This window comes from Methylibium sp. T29-B (assembly GCF_000576225.1).
GTDB classification, from domain to species: Bacteria; Pseudomonadota; Gammaproteobacteria; order Burkholderiales; family Burkholderiaceae_C; genus Methylibium; species Methylibium petroleiphilum.
This window is the reverse complement of sequence record NZ_AZSN01000197.1, coordinates 1-5,566: the sequence shown is the minus strand read 5'-3', so window position 1 is coordinate 5,566 and position 5,566 is coordinate 1. Positions and strand designations below refer to the sequence as shown.

Genomic DNA, 5,566 nt, shown 5'->3' with positions numbered 1-5,566 from the left:
GGCAGCGTCGGCCGCGCGCCGAGGCCGCGCACGTCGAACACCGTGTCGAAGCGCCGCCAGCCGGACTCGGCGCCGTCGACCTGCAGCGCGCCGTCGTGCAGCGTGCCGACGCGGCAGCCCCAGTGCCACTGCACGCCGGGGCATGGTGGTAGAGCGAGAACATCGCCTTCACCGGCTCGATCTGCGCCTCGCCGGGGAGCAGCCAGGCATGGCCGGGCGGCTGCAGCGCGGGCTCCATGTCGGCCAGTTGCTGTGCCGAGAGCGGCGAGGCGGTCGCGCCCGGGACCGCCGCCAGGCGTGCCAGCACGCGCTGCGCGGTGGCGAAGTCGCTGCGATGCGCGAGCAGCAGGCTGCCGAGTTGGCCGAAGGCGGGCGGGTCGGGCAGTGCGGCGACGATGTCGCGCCACAGCGAAATGGAACGCCAGCCGAGCGTCGCGATGTCCGGGCCGGCGTTGTCGAGTTCCGCCAGCGGGCTGAGCATCCCGGCCGCGCTGAAGGCCGCGGCGCCCTGACCGTCGAAGCGCGGCTGCGGGCCGGGCGCCGGGTCGAACACGCTGACGCGGTGGCCGGCGCGCGCCAGCCGCCAGGCCAGCAGCCGGCCCAGCAGGCCGGCGCCGGCGATGCCGAGATCGAGCAAGGGCATGGCGTTCAGCCTTGTCGACGGCGAGCGGGATGTAGATCTCGCCGCCGGCCTGCCGGAACTGGCTCGACTTCTCGGCCATGCCGGCGCCCAGCGCCTGCGCCTCGCTGACGCCGCGCTGCGCGGCGTAGTCGCGCACCTCCTGGGTGATCTTCATCGAGCAGAACTTCGGCCCGCACATCGAGCAGAAGTGCGCCACCTTGCTGGCGTCCTTGGGCAGGGTCTCGTCGTGGAAGTCGCGTGCGGTGTCGGGGTCCAGCGAAAGGTTGAACTGGTCCATCCAGCGGAACTCGAAGCGCGCCTTGGACAGCGCGTCGTCGCGGGCACGGGCGCCGGGGTGACCCTTGGCGACGTCGGCCGCGTGCGCGGCGATCTTGTAGGCGACGATGCCCTGCTTCACGTCCTCGCGGTCGGGCAGACCCAGGTGTTCCTTGGGCGTCACGTAGCACAGCATCGCGGTGCCGAACCAGCCGATCATGGCCGCGCCGATGGCGCTGGCGATGTGGTCGTAGCCGGGCGCGATGTCGATCGTCAGCGGCCCCAGCGTGTAGAACGGCGCCTCGTGGCAGTGCTCGAGCTGCTCGTCCATGTTGGCCTGGATCATGTGCATCGGCACGTGGCCCGGGCCTTCGATCATGGTCTGGACGTCGTGCTTCCAGGCCACCCGGGTCAGCTCGCCCAGCGTGCGCAGTTCGGCGAACTGGGCCTCGTCGTTGGCGTCGGCGGCCGAGCCGGGGCGCAGGCCGTCGCCGAGCGAGAAGCTCACGTCGTAGGCCTTCATGATGTCGCAGATGTCCTCGAAGTGCTCGTAGATGAAGCTCTCGCGGTGGTGCGAGATGCACCACTTGGCCATGATCGAGCCGCCACGCGAGACGATGCCGGTGCGGCGGTCCGCGGTGAGGTGGATGAAGGGCAGGCGCACGCCGGCGTGGATGGTGAAGTAGTCGACGCCTTGCTCGGCCTGCTCGATCAGTGTGTCGCGGAAGATGGCCCAGGTGAGGTCCTCGGCCACGCCGCCCACCTTCTCGAGCGCTTGGTAGATCGGCACGGTGCCGATCGGCACCGGCGAGTTGCGCAGGATCCAGTCGCGCGTGGTGTGGATGTTGCGCCCGGTGGAGAGGTCCATCACGTTGTCGGCGCCCCAGCGGATCGCCCACACCAGCTTCTCCACCTCTTCCTCGATGCTCGACGTGACGGCCGAGTTGCCGATGTTGGCGTTGATCTTCACCAGGAAGTTGCGGCCGATCGCCATCGGCTCCACTTCGGGGTGGTTGATGTTGGCCGGGATGATGGCGCGGCCGCGCGCCACCTCGTCGCGCACGAACTCGGGCGTCACGATGGCCGGGATCTGCGCACCCATCGGGTTGCCGCGCAGGCGCTGTTCGCGCGGGGCGTCGCCGAGGTACTCCCGCATCCACTCGCGCTTGCCGTTCTCGCGCAGCGCCACGTACTCCATCTCGGGCGTGACGATGCCGCGGCGCGCATAGTGCATCTGCGTGACGTTGGCGCCGGCCCTGGCACGGCGCGGAGGCCGCTGCAGCGCTGCGGCGTCGAGGCGCAACTGTTCGATGCGCTGGGCCTCGCGGTCCTCGTGCTTCGCGCCGTCGTCCAGCGCCTGGTGCAGCCGGCCGGCATAGACCTCGGTGTCGGCACGCTCGTCGAGCCAGGGCGTGCGCACGCTGGGCAGGCCGCGCTTCACGTCGATCGCGACGCCGGGCTCGGTGTACGGACCCGAGGTGTCGTACAGCGAGACGGTCTCGCCGTTGGTCAGCGTCACTTCGCGCATCGGTACGCGCAGGTCGCTGCGCGAGCCTTGCAGATAGGACTTGCGCGAGGCGGGGAAGGGCTCGCGTGTCAGCGAGAGCAGGGTGGCGAGCTTGTCGGGGGCGTTCATCGTGGGCTCCTTCGTGAGAGTGATTGCTCCGAAGGTCGCCCCATGAAGACGCCCACCCGGGAAGGGGTGACGCCGCTGGAGTGAGAGCTCTTCTTCCGCCGGTACTAACCGGTTCAAGTTCGCGGGTTCGGATAACCGTCTCAGCACGCAGAACAGCGTGCACCCCGGAGCAGTGGTCATTGTGGAAGGGGGCGGGAACGACTGTCAATGCAGGGCGGCGATGAATTTCAGTCGAATCGTTTTCACGCGCCCGAACGCGATGCGACATCTGTCGCAGGCGAGGGTCTGCGTGCGACAGATGTCGCAGGCCTCGAGCGCGTGGAGATGGCTTGGCGTCAGGTCCGCGCAGGAGAACGAGCGCGACGCGGCCGAGGGCGCCGGTGGGCATGCTGCGTGCTATTGCAGGGGCGGTCGCTGCAGCGCGTGCAGTGGCCGCCGGTGTGTCCGGGACGCGCCTTTCGCGTGGCGCGCCCCATGAATCCCGGGGGTTTCCGCTGTGGCACAGCCCATGGCGATCGGGCGATCATCGAACAACAAGAAGAACTTCAGCCATCGGGAGTAGACGGCAGAAGCCATCGGAGGTGACGAATGATTTCTGAGCGCACGCAGCACATCGACAACGTGGTGTCGGTTGTCACCAACCCCATCGACGAGGCGTCCGAGAAGAGCCGCGTCTACAAGTCCTGGGCCCGCTGCGTCAACGACTACGGGCTCGATCCTTCTCGGCCGACGCCGGCGCGCATCCTGCCGTCGCAGGAGGTGCGCGAGCACCAGCAGCAGATCGAGGAGTTCCTGCGCGTCGCCCGCTCCGGCATGGAAGACATGTACCGCCGCGTGGCCGACCTCGGCTACATGCTGCTGCTGACCGACGCCGCCGGCATCACCGTCGACTACATCGGCAATCCGGCGTGGGACAGCGAGCTGCGCGCCGCCGGCCTCTACCTCGGCGCGGACTGGAACGAGGCTCACGCCGGCACCTGTGGTGTCGGCACCTGCCTGATCGAGCAGACCCCGATCACCTGCCACCAGGCCGAGCACTTCGACGCGACGCACATCGGGCTGACCTGCACCACCGCGCCGCTGTTCGACCCGAACGGCAAGCTGCTGGCCGTGTTCGACGTGTCGGCGCTGCGCTCGCCGCGCGCCAAGGACAGCCAGCACCTCGTGTTCCATCTCACGTCGATGTACGCGCAGATGATCGAGGACGCGAACTTCCTGCGCCACTTCCGCAAGAACTGGATCCTGCGTCTCGGCAAGTCCTGCGGCCTGGTCGACGTGTCCGGTGACACCATGCTGGCCTTCGACGACGACGGCCTGATCGTCGGGGCCAACACCGGCGCGCGCGCCAAGCTGTGGCCGTCGGCGCGCGGCCGTCAGGGCGGGGCGCTGGTCGGTCGCTCGCTGTCGGAGGTGTTCGCCACGCCGATGGAGGCCATCTGGCGCATCGCGCGGGCCGGCACGGGCCTGGACGTGTCGGTCACCTGCTCGGAGCCGCGTGAGCACTACTACGCCACGGTGGTCGCGCCGCGCGAGAAGGGCTCGCTGACCTCGCTGCTGGCGGACCGGCCGGTCACGGTGTCGACCGTGGCCCGCTCGGCCGACAGCTTCCCGGCGCTGGACCGGCTGGCCGGTGGCGACCCGGCGATGGACCGCCTGCTGGTTCAGGCCAAGCGCCTGGTGGACCGCAAGGTCAACATCCTGATCCATGGCGAAACCGGCTCCGGCAAGGAAGTGTTCGCCAAGGCGCTGCACGAATCGAGTTCGCGCGCTCGCATGCCTTTCATCGCGGTCAATTGCGCGTCGATCCCCGAGTCGCTGATCGAGAGCGAGCTGTTCGGCTACACGCCGGGCAGCTTCACCGGCGGCAAGAGCAAGGGCATGAAGGGCCTGATCCTGCAGGCCCACGGCGGCACGCTGTTCCTCGACGAGATCGGCGACATGCCGCTGCATCTGCAGACGCGCTTCCTGCGCGTGCTGTCGGAATCCGAGGTGCTGCCTCTGGGTGCGGAGCGGCCGATCCCGGTCGACTTCACCGTCATCGCCGCGACCCACCGCGACCTGCGCGACCGCGTGGCCGCGGGCACCTTCCGCGAAGACCTCTACTACCGCCTGTGCGGCGCGACGATGTCTCTGCCGGCACTGCGCGAGCGCGCCGACAAGCGCTACCTGATCGAGTCGGTCTTCAACGACGAGGCCAAGGGCCTGACCGAGCACGCCGGCATTTCCGCCGAGGCGATGGAATTGCTGCTGACCTACAGCTGGCCGGGCAACATCCGCGAATTGCGCAACGTGCTGCGATTCGCGCTGGCGATCAGCGGCGACGGGCCGGTGACGGTCGACGACCTGCCGCAGGAGATCGGCATGCAGCGCCTGGGACATGGCCGGCCGCTGCAGTTGCAGGCGAGACTGGGCGACGAAGGTATCGCGATGGCCGCGGGCGTTGACGACATCGACGCGGAGCGACTGCTCAACTCGCTCAAGCGCAACAAGTGGAACATCACGCTGGCCTCGCAGGATCTGAAGGTCTGTCGGGCCACGGTCTATCGGCAGATGAAGCGCTTCAAGATCACGCCGCCGAACCACCAGTAGCGCGCCGGGGGACCGCCCACCGCGCTGCAGTTGCTGCGGCGCGGCGGGAAAACCCTCCGGAGCCGCTGGCGCCCGCCTCCTAGAATGGGAATCCTTCTCAGGAGAGGATCCCATGACGCAAGCGAAAGTCCGGTCCCCGCGCAGCACGACCGCGCCGGCCGACGAAGCCCCGGACGCCGGCAACCTTCGGGTTCTGAAGAAGTACCCGAACCGCCGCTTGTACGACACCCAGACCAGCGGCTACATCACGCTGGCCGACGTGCGGCAGATGGTCCTCGACAACGAGAGCTTCGTCGTGCGCGACGCCAAGACCGGCGAGGACCTGACGCGCAGCATCCTGCTGCAGATCATCCTGGAGGCCGAGACCGGCGGCATGCCGATGTTCACGACGCCGGTGCTGGCACACATCATCCGTCTGTACGGCCACACGATGCAGGGACTGC

3 protein-coding genes, 1 pseudogene and 1 riboswitch are annotated in these 5,566 nt (G+C 68.8%); of the genes and pseudogenes, 2 read left to right on the top strand and 2 right to left on the bottom strand.

Annotated elements, in window-relative coordinates:
* Together Y694_RS23755 and thiC are read right to left on the bottom strand one after the other, a co-directional pair.
* The coding region (locus Y694_RS23755; RefSeq protein WP_231497795.1) for an FAD-dependent oxidoreductase at positions 1-643 on the bottom strand (643 nt) is incomplete at its 3' end.
* A gap of 22 nt (positions 644-665) precedes the next feature.
* Positions 666-2,534, bottom strand: a pseudogene (thiC, locus tag Y694_RS19335) (phosphomethylpyrimidine synthase ThiC); the annotation flags it as partial.
* 73 nt (positions 2,535-2,607) lie between these two features.
* Positions 2,608-2,711, bottom strand: a riboswitch (TPP riboswitch).
* Between the two features lie 411 nt (positions 2,712-3,122).
* Here thiC and Y694_RS19330 point away from each other — a divergent pair.
* On the top strand, positions 3,123-5,123 hold the full coding sequence (locus tag Y694_RS19330; protein WP_036235503.1) for a sigma-54-dependent Fis family transcriptional regulator: 2,001 nt from the start codon (positions 3,123-3,125) through the stop codon (positions 5,121-5,123).
* A gap of 112 nt (positions 5,124-5,235) precedes the next feature.
* Positions 5,236-5,566: polyhydroxyalkanoate synthesis repressor PhaR (phaR, locus tag Y694_RS19325; RefSeq protein ID WP_036235500.1), on the top strand; the 331-nt coding region annotated here is incomplete at its 3' end.